The sequence below is a fragment of the Deinococcus aquaticus genome (assembly GCF_028622095.1).
In the GTDB taxonomy this organism is placed as follows: Bacteria; Deinococcota; Deinococci; order Deinococcales; family Deinococcaceae; genus Deinococcus; species Deinococcus aquaticus.
This window is the reverse complement of the sequence record NZ_CP115165.1, coordinates 623,206-638,861: the sequence shown is the minus strand read 5'-3', so window position 1 is coordinate 638,861 and position 15,656 is coordinate 623,206. Positions and strand designations below refer to the sequence as shown.

11 protein-coding genes are annotated in these 15,656 nt (G+C 69.0%); 9 read left to right on the top strand and 2 right to left on the bottom strand.

Annotation, left to right across the window (positions count from 1 at the left end):
* Positions 1-204: 204 nt before the first annotated feature.
* Positions 205-852 (top strand): hypothetical protein, encoded by a 648-nt coding sequence (locus tag M8445_RS03125; protein ID WP_273989602.1) that lies wholly within the window; start codon positions 205-207, stop codon positions 850-852.
* Positions 853-1,025: 173 nt separating this feature from the next.
* On the opposite strand, the gene cutA is transcribed toward M8445_RS03125, so the two are convergent.
* Positions 1,026-1,349, bottom strand: coding sequence for a divalent-cation tolerance protein CutA (cutA, locus tag M8445_RS03120; protein ID WP_273989600.1), 324 nt, complete (start codon positions 1,347-1,349; stop codon positions 1,026-1,028).
* A gap of 124 nt (positions 1,350-1,473) precedes the next feature.
* Here cutA and M8445_RS03115 point away from each other — a divergent pair, with 124 nt between their 5' ends.
* The 3 genes from M8445_RS03115 to M8445_RS03105 all read left to right on the top strand — a co-directional run bounded on the left by M8445_RS03115 (position 1,474) and on the right by M8445_RS03105 (position 3,959).
* A complete protein-coding gene (locus M8445_RS03115) occupies positions 1,474-1,923 on the top strand; it encodes a LapA family protein (RefSeq protein WP_273989598.1) in 450 nt (149 codons plus the stop codon).
* 213 nt (positions 1,924-2,136) lie between these two features.
* Complete coding sequence (gene accD / locus M8445_RS03110) at positions 2,137-2,991, top strand: acetyl-CoA carboxylase, carboxyltransferase subunit beta (RefSeq protein WP_273989595.1); 855 nt, start codon at positions 2,137-2,139, stop codon at positions 2,989-2,991.
* Positions 2,988-3,959, top strand: coding sequence for an acetyl-CoA carboxylase carboxyltransferase subunit alpha (locus M8445_RS03105; protein ID WP_273989593.1), 972 nt, complete (start codon positions 2,988-2,990; stop codon positions 3,957-3,959). Before accD ends, M8445_RS03105 begins: the two co-directional genes overlap by 4 nt.
* Positions 3,960-4,033: 74 nt before the next feature.
* Here M8445_RS03105 and ttcA read toward each other — a convergent pair whose 3' ends face one another.
* Positions 4,034-4,963 (bottom strand): tRNA 2-thiocytidine(32) synthetase TtcA, encoded by a 930-nt coding sequence (gene ttcA / locus M8445_RS03100; RefSeq protein ID WP_273989592.1) that lies wholly within the window; start codon positions 4,961-4,963, stop codon positions 4,034-4,036.
* Between the two features lie 209 nt (positions 4,964-5,172).
* Between ttcA and M8445_RS03095 the strand changes: the two genes are divergently transcribed.
* The 5 genes from M8445_RS03095 (at position 5,173) to M8445_RS03075 (ending at position 15,644) form a co-directional block, all read left to right on the top strand.
* Entirely contained in the window at positions 5,173-5,313 is a 141-nt protein-coding gene (locus tag M8445_RS03095; protein ID WP_273989591.1) for a hypothetical protein, read from the top strand.
* A complete protein-coding gene (locus tag M8445_RS03090) occupies positions 5,310-7,817 on the top strand; it encodes a transglycosylase domain-containing protein (RefSeq protein WP_273989589.1) in 2,508 nt (835 codons plus the stop codon). Before M8445_RS03095 ends, M8445_RS03090 begins: the two co-directional genes overlap by 4 nt.
* A gap of 590 nt (positions 7,818-8,407) precedes the next feature.
* Positions 8,408-10,732 (top strand): hypothetical protein, encoded by a 2,325-nt coding sequence (locus M8445_RS03085; RefSeq protein ID WP_273989588.1) that lies wholly within the window; start codon positions 8,408-8,410, stop codon positions 10,730-10,732.
* 64 nt (positions 10,733-10,796) lie between these two features.
* Positions 10,797-15,359: a beta strand repeat-containing protein gene (locus M8445_RS03080; RefSeq protein ID WP_273989586.1), complete on the top strand. Its 4,563-nt coding sequence runs from the start codon at positions 10,797-10,799 to the stop codon at positions 15,357-15,359.
* A 45-nt stretch (positions 15,360-15,404) separates the two neighbouring features.
* Positions 15,405-15,644 carry a hypothetical protein gene (locus M8445_RS03075; protein WP_273989584.1) on the top strand — a complete coding sequence of 80 codons (240 nt, stop codon included), beginning with the start codon at positions 15,405-15,407 and terminating at the stop codon, positions 15,642-15,644.
* Positions 15,645-15,656: the final 12 nt, after the last annotated feature.

Genomic DNA, 15,656 nt, shown 5'->3' with positions numbered 1-15,656 from the left:
GGGCGCCCTGACAGGACTCTTTCAGGATTCGGGGCTGCACGTCATGAAGGTCGGCTGTGAAATGCTCCGCATCCCCGTGCGGGGCTGGTCCCTAGACTGCCTTCATAGCCGAACGGACCTTCAGTGTTCCCTGAGCGTTTCCTCATGGTCGGCGCGCCGTTCCTGCCTCACACGCCCTCTCTGCCCTGCCTCACAAGGAGCCCCATGAAGCGCACCGTTTCCCTGATCGCCGTTCTGACCCTCGCCACCACCCTCGCCAGTTGCGGGAAGATCGCCGGGGCTCTGGTGCCCCCGCAGACGGTCGAGAACCCGGCCGGCCTGGACGGCAAGGTCCTGGCCCCCAGTTCGCCGCTGACCATCGAGTCCGTGCGCGGCACCGTCAGCTACAGCACGGCCGGCAGCGCCTTCGATGACATCAAGTTCCCCGACAACATTCCCTTCGGCATCCGCCCGCACGGCGTGGAATTCCAGGCCGGATTCAGCGAGGCTGTCGTGATGGGCGCCTGCGCCGCCGCCGCGCCCGCCACGGTCGCCGTGACCCTGAAGTCCCTGGCGCTGGAAGTCGGGGACGCGGCAGGCAAGGCCAGTTTCAGCAACCAGCCGAACGTGACGTTCACCCTGACCCGCAGCGCGGTCGCGGCGGGCAGCGCCACCTACGCGGTGTCGGACACCCAGGTGAGCCTGAAGGCCACCTCGGCTGAGAGTGACGCCTTCATCAAGACCCTGACCGAGGGCGGCGCGAACCAGGCCAGCCTGAACGCCACCATCAGCGCCGATCAGAACAGCCTCGCGGGCTGCACCATGTCCTTCAAGCTGCGCGGCGTGAAGGTCATCCTCTCGAACTTCAGCTGATACGAACTCCAATCGCATGGTTTGCAAAACCGTTCGATCCGGGCGGACTCGTAGAGCTGCGCCGCAGAGCGAGTGGGAGACAAGCGGAGTCCGTATGAGTCCCGCCTGACGCGCACCGGCTGACGACAGCGCCGCCCCAGCCTGTGGGCGGCGCTGTCGTCAGCCGGTGCGCGTCAGCCTTTTTGCGGTGTGGTCAGGGCTTCGCGCAGCCAGCTCTGGAATTCCGGCAGGGCCCGGTCGTACTGCAAGGCGATGATTTCCGGCACCTCGTAGGGGTGCAGGGCCTTGATGCGCGCCTCGAGGGCCGGGTACTGCTCGCCGCTGGTCTTGATCAGCAGCAGGCTCTCGGGGTCCTCGGCGACCTCGCCCTGCCAGCGGTACACGCTGAGCAGGCCGGGCACGATATTCACGCAACCGGCGAGGTGCTCGGAGACGAGGGTGCGGGCCAGGTCATGCGCCCGTTCGGGGGGAAGGGTGACCAGAACGACGAGTGACATAGTGCCTCAGCATACTCCGGCCCCTGGGCGTGACCGGTTGGGGGGGTGTGTGGGGGTACGTGCGTGAATATTCCCGCAACCTGCCGCGCGGGCTCTCATGAAGGGTGGGTGTTAGGGTGAGGGTATGCGGACCACTGTCCTGATCATCATGCTGGCACTGCTGGCGATTTTTGCCATGCTGAACACCAATTCTCTGATGTTCCCCCACACGCTGAGCCTGGGCTTCGTGACGTACCGGCAGGTGCCGATCGGACTGATCCTGCTGATCGTGGCGGCGGTGTGCACGCTGCTGTTCTACTTCTGGGCGGGCATCACCGGACTGCGGGCGCAGGCGGACAGCGCCAAGCTGCTGCGTGACATGGAGGCCCTGCGCGTCAGCCTGGACCAGCAGGAAGGCAACCGCTTCGCACTGCTGCAGTCGCACATGGATGAGCGGTTCGGGGTGCTGGAAGGGGCGCGCGGTGGCGCGGGCGCGGACGTGAGTGCCCTAGCCAGCCGGGTGGACGCCCTGCAGAAGGACATGAACCTGCAACTGGCCCAGATGGACGATTACCTGAAAAGCAAGCTGGGCTGAGCGCCCCCCGCCTGCCCCCAGGGAACAGCGACCACGCAAGGCGCGAACCCACATGAGAAGGCTGGCCCGGCCCCCGGGAGGACCTGTTCATTTTTGGGGCTCGCATGAGAACTGACTGCTGCGCCGGGTGTTCTGTTGAACCCGGTGCAAACTCTTGTGGGGTCGGCTACTAGAATGCGCGGGTAAGGATGTTTATCCGGGAGGACTCACCGAATGGCGCTTGACCGATTTTTCCGCCGCCGCCGCCCCCAGCAGCAGACCGGCGCGGACGTGCCCGACCTATGGACCCAGTGCCCCAGTTGCAAAGAGGGGCTGTACAACCGTGACCTGGAGGCCAACGCCTTCGTGTGCCCCAAGTGCGGACACCACCTGCGCCTGGACGCCTCGCAGCGCGTGCAGGTCCTGCTGGACGACGGCAGCTTCGTGCAGCTGTCCGGCTCGGTGCACCCCACCGACGCCCTGGCCTTTCAGGACACCGAAAGTTACCCGGACCGCCTGAAACGCGCGCAGAAGAAAACCGGACGCCCGGACGCCATCCTGACCGGCACCGGCACCGTTCTGGGCGTGCCCCTGACGCTGGCCGTCATGGACTTCGCCTTTTCTGGCGGTAGCATGGGCAGCGTCGTCGGTGAGGAAATCGCGCGCGCCGCAGAGCACGCCGCCCGGTACGGCACGCCGCTGGTCATCGTGACTGCCAGTGGCGGTGCCCGCATGCAGGAAAGCGCGCTCTCGCTGATGCAGATGGCCAAAACCACCGTCGCCCTCGAAACGCTCGCCGAGCGGGGCCTGCCATACGTGAGCGTCCTGACCGACCCGACCACCGGCGGCGTGACCGCCAGTTTCGCCACCATCGCCGACGTGATCCTCGCCGAGCCCGGCGCCCTGATCGGCTTCGCAGGACCGCGCGTGATCCAGCAGACCATCCGCCAGAGCCTCCCGGAAGGCTTCCAGCGGGCCGAGTTCCTGCTGTCGCACGGCATGGTGGACGCCGTCGTGGACCGCCGCGAGCAGCGCGAGTACCTCGCGTCGCTGCTGGGCCTGCTGACCCGCCAGGAGGCCCGCGCATGACCACCAACCCCACCAGCCTCGACACCCTGAAAGAACTCGAGGCGCGCGTTCACGACCTGGAAGTCACGGCCCGCAACACCGGCCAGAACCTCGACGCGGCCATCACCCCCCTGCGCGCCGAGGTGGACCGCCTGCGCGCCGCCCACACCCCCGGCCCGAAGGCCGCCCCGACCCGCTGGGAGCGCGTGCAACTGGCCCGCGCGCCCGGCCGCCCCACCGCGCTGGACTACGTGGAGCACCTGTGCACCGAGTTCACGGAACTGCACGGCGACCGCCGCTACGGCGACGACCCTGCCCTGATCGGAGGTCCCGCCCGCTGGCAGGGCGTGCCCGTCATGCTGCTGCTGCAACAGAAGGGCCGCGACACGAAAAGCAAGATCAAACGCCGCTTCGGCAGCGCCAACCCCGAAGGCTACCGCAAGGCTGTGCGCCTGATGGACCTTGCCGACAAGTTCGGCCTGCCGGTCGTGGCGCTGGTGGACACCCAGGGCGCCTACCCCGGCCTGGAAGCCGAGGAGCGCGGCCAGGGCTGGGCGATTGCCGAGAGCATCCGCCGCATGCTGAACCTGCGCGTGCCGGTCGTGAACGTCGTGATCGGCGAGGGCGGCTCCGGCGGCGCGCTCGCCATCGGCGTGGGCAACCGCGTCCTGATTCAGGAGAACGCGTGGTACTCCGTGATCTCGCCCGAGGGTGCGGCCAGCATCATCTGGAAGGACGCCAGCAAGGCCCCCCTGGCCGCCGAGGCGCTGCGCCTGACCGCCCCGGACCTGCTGGAACTCGGGATTGTCGAGGAAGTCATCCCCGAACCCGCTGGCGGCGCGCACCTGAACCCCCAGCAGGCCGCCCACGCCGTCGGCGAGGCCGTGACCCGCCACCTGCGCGACCTGATGCAGCAGGCACCCGCCGACCTGAAAACAGGCCGCGCCGCCCGCTTCCGCCGCCTGGGCGCGTACACCGAAACGACCTGACGCCCCCACCACAGGACGGGGCCACGCGCTGAAGGGTGCGTGGCCCCGTTGTCACGTCAGGCGGCTGGCCGGCTTCAGCCGAGCATTTCCAGTTCCTGCACGCCGCTCAGGAACTCGCGCTGCGGGTGCTCGTCCGGGTCGAAGGCCCGGTCGCCCTCGGCGGGCGTGACACTCAGGGACGCGAAGTCGAACAGACTGGGGTCCATCAGGTGGCTGGGGGTCACGCGGGTCAGGGCGCGGGCGATGTTCGTCAGGCGGCCCGGATGCTCGCGCTCCCAGCTTTGCAGCATCTCGCCGACGACTTTGCGTTGCAGGTTCTCCTGACTGCCGCACAGGTTGCAGGGAATGATCGGGAAGGCGCGGGCCTGCGCGTACCGGATAATGTCCGCCTCGGGCACGTACGCCAGGGGGCGGATCACGACGTTCGTGCCGTCGTCACTCTGCAACTTGGGCGGCATGGCCTTCAGGCGCGCGCCGAAGAACAGGTTCATGAACAGCGTTTCCAGGATGTCGTCGCGGTGGTGGCCCAGCGCGATCTTCGTGGCGCCGATCTCGCGGGCGTGGCGGTACAGCGCGCCCCGGCGCAGGCGGCTGCACAGCGCGCAGGTGGTCTTGCCGGCCGGTGTTTTCTCCCTGACCACGCGGTACGTGTCCTGCCGGATCAGGCTGTGCGGCACGCCCAGCGCACTCAGGTAGCGGGGCAGCACGTCGGTCGGGAAGCCCGGCTGACCCTGGTCGAGGTTCACGGCAATGATCTCGAACGGAACGGGGGCCTTGCGTTGCAGGTGCAGCAGCACGTCCAGCAGCGTGTAACTGTCCTTGCCGCCCGACAGGCAGACCATCACCCGGTCGCCGCTCTCGATCATGCGGTAGTCGCTGACGGCCTGCCCGGCAGCCCGGACGATGGGGGCCAGCCGGCGGGTCGTCTCGGCCAGAGGTATGGGAGCCGCAGCCGTGGGGGTCACAGTGGTGGGGTCGCTGGGGGTGAGGGCAGTCTGGGTCATGGTCCGGGAGTCCCGCAGTGGGAGTGCCCGCATGGTACCCGCTGCCAGACCCCTCCCAGCCACACGGCCCACCGCCGCGCTCCCTGCTCAGTGCTCCTTGCTCAGTGCTCCTTGCTCAGTGCTCCCTGCTCAGCGCTCCCTGCTCAGCGCTCCTGGCTCATGCTTTGGGGGGATGTGACGTGGCGGGCAGCGCGGGCATACTGCCCGGCATGACGGCCCCCCAGCTGCCGCCCACCCCGGTCCCCGCGGCTCAGGGCCTCACGGCCGCGCCTCGCCTGAGCCGCGTGTGGCCTGACCGTGACGCCCATCCCCTGACCGGAGCGCCGCGCCCGCTAGAGTGGACCGGATGAAGTTCTTCAATGTCCTGGGTGGCGTCCTGCTGATCGGCGCGGTGGGGGTGGGCGGCGCGTGGTACGCCTGGGGCCGCGACCTGCCCAGCGTGTCCGATCTGGACGTTCTGGAGTACAGCGGGCAGACCCGCGTGTACGACCGGGCGGGCAGTCTGGTGGGCACCCTGTCGCCCAGCCTCAGCAGCGGCGGCAGCGTGAACCGCAACCTGCTGAAATCCTCGCAGATCAGCCCGTGGCTCCAGAAGACCGTGGTGACCAGCGAGGACCGCCGCTTCTACCAGCATCACGGCGTGGATTACATCGGCATCGTGCGCGGGCTGGTCAAGGGCGTCCTGCAGAACGACCTGGAGGGCGGCAGCTCCATCACGCAGCAGGTCGTGAAGAACACCCTGCTGGCCGAACTGGAAGGCGCCCGCACCGCCGAGCGCAAGTTCAAGGAGGCCATCCTGGCCTTCCAGCTGGAACGCAACTTCAACAAGGACCAGATCCTGAACGCCTACCTGAACGTCATCTACTGGGGAGACGGCGGCAACAGCGACATCATCGGGGCGGCCGGCGCGGCGCACGCGTACTTCCGCAAGGAACCGGGCGAACTGAACCTCGCCGAGAGCGTGTACCTGACCACCCTGATTCCCGCGCCGAACAGCCGCTACAGGAGCTTCCAGGCGTACCGGCCCCTGATGAAGGACCTGCTGGCGCGCATGGTCGAGGACGGCAAGGTCACGCAGGCCGAGGCGGACGCCGCCTGGAAGACCCCCATCTACCCGGCCGGGTGGCGCATCGGCTGGAACGACGACGGCAGCCTGCGCTCGGCCGTGCTGGAACGTCCCTCACGCCTCGGGGAGAACCTGACGCTGCTGGAGGGCGTGCGCCGCTACCCCAACCAGTACTACCTGCAGGCCGTCGAGAAGGAACTGCTGCCCATCATCGGCCGCAAGGCGCTGTACGCCGGGGGGCGCATCTACACCGGCATGAGCGCCCCGGCGCAGGCGGCGGCCGAGCAGGCCAGCCGCACCGCCGACCTGCCAGGCGGAGCGACGCTGGGCGCGGCCCTGGTCCGCCCGGACAGCGGCGAGGTGCTGGCCCTGGTGGGGCAGAAACTCACGGACGGCCGCCCCGACGACTGGAACAACGCCACGCAGGCCCGGCGGCAGGTGGGCAGTTCCATCAAGCCGCTGCTGTACACCCTGGCGCTGCAAAGAGGCTGGAAGCAGAGCGACACGGTGCTTGACGCGCCCATCAGCGGCACGTACCAGCCCATGAACTACGACCGCCGCTGGACCGGCCGGTACGTGACCATGCGCTACTCGCTGGACCACAGCCTGAACCTGCCCACCGTGCGCATCGGGCAGGAACTCGGCGTGCCCACCTTCGAGGCGAAACTGCGCGAACTGGGCTTCACGCCGCCCGCCGACGGGGGCCTGTCCCTGACCATCGGCACGCTGGAAGCCAGCCCGCTGCAGATGGCCGCCGCGTACGCCACCTTCGCGAACGGCGGCCTGTACTACGCGCCCACCCTGGTCCGCAAGGTCGAGGACCCGCGCGGCAAGGTGCTGTACGCCCGCCCCGCCCCGAAACCCCGCCGCGTCTGGGACGCTCAGAGCGCCTGGCTGGGCCTGGACATGCTGCGCGGCGTCGTGAACGACCTGACGGCCGCCCAGGGAGGACTGGCCACCCGCGCGCAAATTCCGGGCTGGCCGGTCGGCGGGAAGACCGGCACCACCAACGACATCAAGGACCTGTGGTTCGCCGGCGTGACCCCCACCGTCGCCGGGGCCGTCTGGGTGGGCCGCCAGGAAGGTGGATCGCTGCCGTCCTGGGCGTATAGCGGCGAGATTCCCACGCCCGTCTGGCAGCAGGCCGTTGCCGGGGCGCTGGCCGGGCAGGTCCCCAGTTCCTTCCGGGAACCGCCGGGCATCACGTACCGCGTGGTGCGGCAGGTGAACATGGCCTTCCGCGAGACGGAAGCCGACCAGGACGTCGTCGCGCGTGACGGCAGCGGCAGTGGAACCCGCAGCAGTTTCTTCCCGCGCCGCAACGCCCCCGCCCAGGCTGCCCCGGCCCCCACCCAGGCGCCAGACCCGCAAGTGCAGGACGTGCCCGCCCAGGACACTGGCACCCCGGATGCCCAGCAGACGGACACGCAACCGGACACGCAGCAGCCAGACACCCAGGGGCCAGACGCCGCCTCGCAGGACGGCTCATCACTGGATGGGCAGTCGCCGGAACCGGGCGGGCAGGACCTCCCTGCCGGGACCGCGCCGGACGGGCCGCCCGGAAACGGGCAGGACGGCGCGGGCCAGAACAGTTCCGGCCAGAACGGGTCTGGCCAGGACGGCTCCAGCCAGGATGGTGCGGGCCAGAGCTTCCCGGACCCCGCCCCGCCGGAACCGCTGCCTGATCCCGCCACGACCCCGGACCCCGTCACGCCGGCCCCGAACGAACTGGTCCCGCTGCCCGGTACCCCGGACCCGTCACCGAACGAGATTCAACCCCTGAACTGAAGTCCCCTGACCTGACTGCAGACACACCAGCTTCCCGCACCAGTCCCCTGCGCCAGCCCGCTGTGCCGGTCTTCCGGCATGGGGCTGGCCGGGGTTCTGGCGGCCCGGCAGTTGCCCCTGACGGGGATTCGCAGAGCCCCCTCCCTCCCCCTCCCCGGCGAGGGTGACCGGCCTTTCATGAAACCCATGGGTGGGTGGCGGTAGGAACAGTTCATCTGCTTGCACCTGATGAAAAAATCGGCGGAAATCCCGTGTCAGGGTGGGCCGGGGCTCTGTCCGGTGGTCACTGTCCTGGCTACATGAAGACGGTCTTAATCTGGCTGTCAGGAACACTTACAAAGATTAGATAAAGGCCGCCGGGTGCGGCTGAGACGCAGCGCCGCCAGTTCAGTCCCTTCAGCTGGCCGCCTCTTCATGCACCACCAGATGCAACCCAGAGGTAAGAACCACTGGCCTAACCTTCATGAGACGCCTATCACTGGCGCTTCCACCCGCAGCGGCCGCCCAGCGGTCGCCGTCCTGCCGCACACCCTCTCGCACCCTGAACCCTGCTGCTCCCCATCCCACGCCGCAGAACCGGAGGAACCACCATGCAACACACTCCCCGAATCCTTGCCCTGCTGGCCGCCCTGGCCACCGGTTCTGCAGCCGCCGCCGGAACGCTGGCCGGCACCACCATCACCAACACCGCCAGCGCCGAATTCCCCGATCCCCGCAACACTGCCACGCAACTGAGCAGTGACTCGAACACCGTCTCGACCGTCGTGCTGCCCCGGCCCGACTTCGACGTGACCTACCTGAACGCCACCACGGACGGCGGTACGCAGACCGTGCTGGGCACTACCACAGTCGTCACCGCCAACGCCGTGCCCGGACAGGTCATCACCACCAACTACGCACTGCTGAACAACGGGAACGTCCCGCTGAACATCATCCTGAACGCCGACACCACCGGCAGCGACACCGGCGCGACCGTGCAGTACTACCGCCTGAACGCCGACGGCACCCGTGGCAGCGAGATCACCGTGGGCAGCGCCGTGAACGTCCCCGCCGACGATCCCGCCACCCTCGACAACCCCGGCACGCCTGCCGTCGAGAACGACGAGGGCGTCGTGAAGATCGTGCAGGTCATCACCCTGCCCACCAGCCCCACGCAGATCAACAAGGACAGCGTGTTCGGTGCGTCCCCCGAAGGCACCGTGCTCGGCACCGCCGGAGCCGACCCGCTGGTCACGCCCGGCAACGGCTACGACAGCGGCACCACCAACGAGGAACAGGCCAAGACGGTGAACACCGACCTGCAATTCACGCGCGTCACCGTGTACACCCCCAGCCTCGACAACACTGCCAACGGCAGCGCGACCACCCCCGTCGACTCGGTCGGCGTGCCCATCAGCAACGCCGCCCTGCTGCCGCCCATCAGCAGCGTCACGGTGCCCACCGTCGCGGCCGGCACGAGCGCCACGCCCGACCCGGTCCTGCCCAGCAGCGGGTACGTGACGCCCGGCACGCCCGCCACCGACCCCACCCCTGGCGGCACGCCCATCGCCCGGCTCTCCGGCGACGAGCAGATCGCGTACCCGCAGGCCGACGCCAACACCACCGCCGACACGGTCGTCTTCACGAACACCCTCTCGAACGGCGGCACCCTCGACGACCGCGTGCAACTGTTCCCCGCGCTGGCCGACGGCACCGCCGACCCCGCCTACACCTTCGACGCCGCCACCGGCACCTTCACGAACACGGCCACCGGCGTGACCGTCCGCTTCCTGGACCCCGTGACCGGCAGCGTCATCCTGCCCTCCACCGACCCCACCAACCCCACGACGGCCACGTACCCCACCCTGATCGTCCCCAGCGGCACCCAGTCCGTGTACCGCACCGAGGTCACCTTCCCCGACCCTGACGACAGCGGCACCATCCCCTCGTACAGCGTTCTGATCGGCGCGGACTCCCTGAGCGACGCCGACCTCACCTCGAACAACTCCACCCGCGACACGGTCGTGCCGCCCGCCGCGCAGTTCGGAGACACCACCCCCACCCTCGGCGCGGTCGCCACCCCCACCCCCGTGCAGACCGTGGACCCCAGCGGCGCCGCCACCGACGGCAGCAGCAGCGTCAGCACCGACGCCACCGCCGCCTTCCCCATGGACGTCGTGAACAACGGCCAGTACAACGACAGCTACGCCCTGAGCGGTAGCGTGACCGTCACCGACGCCATTACGGGTGCCACGACCACCCTGCCCATCCAGTACTACGCCGCCGACGGCACCACCCTGCTGCCCCGCCTGAACACCAACCCCGCCAGCCCCGACTACAACACCTTCATCACGCCCGTCCTGGCCGCCGGCAGCGAAAGCCCCTTCGTGGCCGCCGTGACCATCCCCGCCGGCACGCGGGCTGCCGACTACACCGTCACGCAGACCGCGACCGGCAACTACAGCCAGACCAGCGTCACCGACCCCAACGACCTGATCCGCGTCACCCCCACCGGGAACGTCGCCGTCGCCAAGTTCGCCGCGAAAACCGGCGTCACGGCCGGCAGCGACCCCCGCAACGGCATCGACAACCCCGCCGGGTACACCGCCACCGGCCTGACCGGCGCCCGCACCCTGGAAGACATCGCGTACCGCATCATCGCCAAGAACAACTACAACACCCCCGTGCCCCTGTTCCTGCGCGACACCGTCCCCACCAACACCACCCTGAAAAGCTTCAGCGTCGACCCGCTGCCCACCCGCACCATCTACCGCGTCGGCGGCAACACCGGCACCTGGACGGCCACGCCCCCCACCGCCGGACTGCCCGCCGGAACCATCATCGACATCGCCCCCGACACCGACAGCAACAACCTGCCCGACCCGGTCGCCCCCGGCACTACCCTCACGGCCGACTTCGTGGTAACTGTGCAGTAAGCCGCCCGCGACAGCACGCCCCTGCCCGTGACCCTCACATTCCCAGCACGCAAGGAAGTGGCCCGTGACGACGACACCCTCACCCACCCGCCCGGCCCGCCGCCCGATCTGGCGCACCCTGCTGACCGCCGCCGCCCTGACCGTGACCGGCCTGGCCGGGGCCTACCAGATCGTCGGCGACCTGAGCGCCACGCCTACCACCTGGAGTGGCACGCGGGGCACACAGCAGAACGTCGGTACGTACGCAGGAGGAAACGGCGCGGCCACCTTCCGTTCAGGACTGACAGTGAACGTGACGGCCAGCAGAGACACCACGAACAACCAGAACTCTTTTTACATAGGTGACGCCTCCGGCGCGACCACCACGCTCAAGGACCCCATGTCGTCCCGTGCTGGCACGGGGTACACCGGTTCCGGCTTCTCCCCAGCGTTCACGACGGCGAATGTGGAAGGGCTGTACCTGCTTTCCACCACCCTGCGGCAGGACGGCTCGTTTATTAGCCAGACCGTCACCAGCGGTGCCAACTCGCAGACTGCCAGGATCTACGACGATCCGGACTGCTACGGCAGCACCGGCACCGCTGGAAGTACCGGAGACTGCCTGAGGGGTACCCTGACTATCAACTTCAGCCGTCCAGTGACCAACCCGGTGTTTCACCTGACGGGACTGGGCGGCTTCATCACACGAACGAACGACGTGTGGGGCGTGGCAACCCGTTACCGGCTGCTGACCAGCGGAGTCACACTGGCCATGGTCGGCACCCCCCAGAACCTTTCGGTCACCACACTCTCCGGCCAGCCGTCCATCGGGGTGACCAGTTTCGGCACGGGCACTCTGGTCACCAGTGGCACACCTGCCAACACCTACGACGTGATTCAGAGCAGTTGCACGCCCGCAGCGAACACCACCTCGGCCGGTTGCGGCAGCGTTCAGACCACTGGCACGTTCAGTCAACTGCAATTTGAAGTCATCACGGAAACGAAGAAGGTTGCGGCTGGTACCAGCACCACCAACGCCTACCCGGCCGGACAGTACGATTCCACCAAGACCAACGGCAGCACCATCAACATGAACTTCGCCGCCGACGCTACCAACTTCGCGGTCAGCGTCTCCGAGGACTTCGGGGACGCACCCGCCAGTTACGACCCGACCGCCGCCGCGAGCCACGTGCTGAGCGACCTGAAACTGGGCAGCGCGGTCGATGCGGAGAACCCGGCCGTGCTGAACGGTGGGACGGCCGTCACGCCCAGTCCCAGCGCCGTGGCGGCGGGTGCGGACAACAACGGCGCGAACGGCGACGGTGCCGATGAGGACGCCATCACGACGTTCCCGGCGCTGGCCAGCACCGCCACGGGGTACAGCCTGACCGTGCCGGTCAGCGGGGCCAGTGCGGCGGGGCAGGTGTGCGGCTGGATCGACTTCGACCGGGGCGGCACGTTCGGGAACGTCGCTTCTGAACGTGCCTGCGCGGCGTTCTCGTCTGGCGCGACCAGCGTCACCCTGAACTGGTCGGGCCTGAGCGGCCTGAGCGCCGGCACGAACTACGTGCGCCTGCGCGCCAGTTACGACACGGCCGGCGTGCAGAACCCCACGGGCCGCCTGGACAGCGGCGAGGTCGAGGATTACCGCCTGACCATCACGCCGGGCACCGACCTGAGTGTGACCAAGACGAACAGCGTGAGCAGCGTGAACACCGGGAGTAGCACGGCTTACACCGTCCGCATGACGAACGCGGGGCCCAGCAGCGTGACCGGCGCGGTCCTGACCGACGCGGCCATCACTGGCCTGAACGTGACGGGCGTGGCCTGTTCCAGTACGCCCGGTCAGTGCACGGCCGGGACCACGCCCACTGCCGCGCAGCTTCAGGCGGGGTACGCGCTGCCAGCCCTGAGCAGCGGGCAGTTCTACGAGCTGACCGTGACCGGGACCGTCACGGCCACGGCAGGCAGCCTGGCCAACACGGCCACGGTCGCCGCGCCGTCCGGCGTGACCGACACGAACAGCAGCAACAACTCGGTGACCGATACCGATACCGTGACCGCGCCGGACCTGACAATCAGCAAGTCGCACACGGGCACGTGGACGCAGGCGGACCTGGGCCGCACGTACACCCTGACCGTCACGAACAGTGGCACCGGCCCGACCAGTGGCACGGTGACCGTGACCGACACCCTCCCTGCCGGGCTGAGTGCCTGGAAGATCAGCGGGACGGGCTGGACCTGCACGCTGGGCACGCTGACCTGCACGCGCAGTGACGTGCTCGCGGCGGGCGGCAGTTACCCGGCCATCACCGTGACGGTGGACGTGGACATCGCCGCGCCGGCCAGTGTGACGAACACGGCGGCCGTGAGTGGCGGCGGGCAGGTGAACACCGCGAACGATTCGGCCAGCGACCCGACCAGCATCAGCGCCACCAGCACTGGCCTGCAGAATTGCTCGGTCCTGAACTCCGCGAATCCGACCTCCCTGAACTTCAGCGGGGCGGGTGCGCTGGTGTCCGGCACGGCGAATACCGTGGGCGCGGTGTACCGCTTCTCGAACGTGACGACCGGCCTGGACGCGCTGGTGACGGTCACGCAACTGTCCGTGACGGGCAGCGCCACCCTGCTGGGCTCCGGCCTGAGCGCGGCCCTCACCAGCAACAGCAACGCCTCGGTGGAGTACCGGGTGGACCTGGTGCAGGCCGGCACGAGCACGCCCGCCACGCCCATCGACCTGCTAGTGTTCTCGTTCGACATCGACGGCGTGTCGGCCACCAACCCCCTGAGCGATTACGGCGAGTTCGTCTCCCCGAACAGCGTCTTCCTGAACAGCCCCACCCGCCTGACCCTGAGCGGCACCCGCGCCAGCCAGAGCAGCACGTACGTGGGCTTCAACGACAACACCAGCGCCGACCCCCGCAACGCGGCGGGCGCCGTGTACCTGGACGTGAACTCCCTGACCCTGCGCGCCGGGTTCGCCGGGGGGAACAACAACGCCAACCGCACCGTGTCTTTCGACATGCGCACCAGCAAGTCCTCCAGTTTCACGGTCCGTAACTGCACGGACCAGACGGCGCCCCGCACCGCCGACCTGAGCGTCACCAAGACCGACGGCGTGACCAGCGTCAACGCCGGGGGCAGCGCCACCTACACCCTGACTGTCAGTAACGCCGGGCCGAACTCCACGGCCGCCACCCTGACCGACCCGGTCGCGGCCGGCCTGACCAAGACCGGCGTGAGTTGCGCGGCCGCGACCGGCGGGGCCACCTGCCCGGCGTCGCCTGGCGTGTCCAGCCTGGAAAGCGGGCTGGCGCTGCCCAGCATTCCGTCCGGCGGCACCCTGACCTTCACGGTCACGGCGACCGTCACGGCCACGGGCGGCAGCGTGGTCAACGCGGCTACCATCAGTGTGCCCGCCACGACCATAGAACCCAACACGGGTAACAACACGGCCTCCGACACCGACACCGTCACGCCCACCGCCGACCTGACCCTGACCAAGACGAACGGCGTGAGCAGCGTGAACCCTGCCGGGACCACCACGTACACCATCACCCTGATCAACAACGGCCCCAGCGGCGCGGGCGGCACCGTCCTGACCGACCCGGCCGCGACCGGCCTGACCACGACCGGCGTGAGTTGCGTGGCCGCGGGCGGGGGCGCGTGCCCGGTCATCACGATCCTGACGCTGCAGAGTGGCGTGACGGTCGCCACGCTGCCCGCTGGAGGGTCCGTCACGCTGAGCGTCACGGCGACCGTCACGGCCGTGGGCGGCAACGTCACGAACTCCGTCACGGCCACCCTGCCCGGCGGCACGGTCGACCTGACCCCCACCGGCACCGTCTCGGACACCGACACCGTGTCCTCCATCACGGACCTGAACGTCACCAAGACCGGCCCCGCGTACGCCGTGCCCGGCGAGGCCCTGACCTTCACCGTCACCGTCACGAACACCACGGCCGTGCCCGCCGCCGCGTACACCGTGACCGACACGCTGCCCGCCGGACTGACCTACGTCAGCGCCAGTAACGGCGGCACGTACGACAGCGCCACCCGTACCGTCACGTGGTCCCTGCTTTCCCTGGCCGGGAGTGCCCAGCAGACCCTGACCGTCACGGCCGCCGCGCCCAGCGAGGCGCAGGTCACGGGTGGCCTGACCAGCGTGCAGAACACGGCCAGCGTCGCCCTGCCCGGCGAAACGGCGCTCGGCAACAACACCTCGGCCCCCACCGACACCCGCCTGATCCTGACCAGCGTCAGCAAGGAAGTGCGGAACGTCAGCACGGGAACGGCGTTCGGCACCAGCGGCGGCGGCAAGCCCGGAGAGATCCTGGAGTACTGCCTGATCACCCGCAACCTGGGCGGCGCGGACCTGGGCGCCCCGACCGGGTACGTCGTGACCGACGCCGTCCCTGCCAGCGTCACCGCCAGCCTGAACGCCTACGACGCCGCTGAACCCGGCGCGGACACCGGCTTCGGCGTGAAGGTCACGCGCGGCGCGGCCCCCACCGCCTACCTGAAAAGTGCGGCCGCCACCCTGACCGACACGGGCAGCACGTTCGGACGCGGCAGGCTGAGCGTGAACCTGGGCGTCCTGACGGCAGGGGAGACCGTCACCATCTGCTTCCAGACCACCATCCGCTGACAGATCTGCGCCCACCGCGCGGCTCCTGCCCACTACACTGACCGCATGAGCTTCCTGCACTGGCTGATCACGCTGCTGGCCGCCGTCCTGGCGTTCGGCAGCGTGACCCTGCTGGGCCGCAGCCTGCCGCGCGTGTCGTGGCCAGGCGTGGCCGGCGAACTGTTGACCTTCGCGCTGATGGGCGTGCTGCTGACCCAGGGCGCGCCGATGTACGCCCTGCTGATCGTGATGCTCGCAGGCTCGGCCGGCACCTCGCGGGTGCTGGGCCGCGTACTGAGACGCTGAAGCAGACCGCAC